The sequence below is a fragment of the Ruoffia sp. FAM 20857 genome, from assembly GCF_045528645.1.
In the GTDB taxonomy this organism is placed as follows: Bacteria; Bacillota; Bacilli; order Lactobacillales; family Aerococcaceae; genus Ruoffia; species Ruoffia halotolerans.
Window position 1 is genome coordinate 1 of the sequence record NZ_JBGQRB010000110.1, and the last position, 930, is coordinate 930.

The 930-nt window shown below is 38.4% G+C and carries 1 protein-coding gene; it reads right to left on the reverse strand.

Annotated elements, in window-relative coordinates:
- Positions 1-128: 128 nt before the first annotated feature.
- The coding region (locus ACEN4N_RS11435) for an IS3-like element IS1485 family transposase (RefSeq protein ID WP_138405618.1) at positions 129-930 on the reverse strand (802 nt) is incomplete at its 5' end.

A 930-nucleotide genomic window follows, 5' to 3' on the forward strand; every position in this document is an offset into this window, starting at 1 on the left:
TGGAATGGCAACAGTTTTTTTGACAAATTTTATAAGGTGCAGAACTTCTTTCCGTATGCTATTCCGATTGTCCTTGACAATGAGCCTCCTCGGATGTGACGATCTTCGGCAGGAGCTAACAGTTAAAGTTAGACTGCCTCGCTAGCGTTAGCACATCCGAGCTCATTATCAAGGATTCGCTGCGCCAATCTCTGGTTACGGTAACCAACCGGTGTCTCGTAGCCAAGTGTACCGTGCAACCGAAGGTGGTTCCACCAATTGACATAGTCAAATAACTCCAAATCCAATTGTTGTAAGGTTTCAAATGTGTATTGATAGACAAATTCTACTTTCAGCGACTTATAAGTTGATTCAGCTACGGCATTATCAAAAGGACAGCCTTTATGACTCAATGATCGATTGATGTCAAAAGTTGTTAATAATTCATCAATAGCTTGGTTATCAAACTCTTTTCCACGATCAGTATGAAAAATCTCAACCTCTGTCAGAGGTTGTTTGATACGGCTAAATGCTTTTTTTACTAGAACGGCATCTTTATGTTCTCCACAAGAATAGCCGAGAATTTCTCGATTGAACAGATCCAAAATGAAACAGACATAATTCCATTTTTTCTCGACTCGTACATAAGTCAAGTCTGTTACGATCGCTTCTAATGGGTTGTCTCTTAAGAATTTACGATTCAATACGTTTGTCGTTTTGGCTTCATTGCAAGTAGAATGATGTACTTTAAAATAAGCAACAGTATAGCTCGATTTTAATCCTCTATTTTTCATGATTCTACTAATTTTTCGTCGGCTGATCTGAATGCCTCGTTTTGATAAGGCTTTTTTTATTTTTCTTGAGCCGTAGGCCTTTCGGCTGCGGATAAATTCTTCAGCGACTACTTCTTCAAGTTCTGATTCGTCTTTCTTTGGTTTTGATTGATAATAA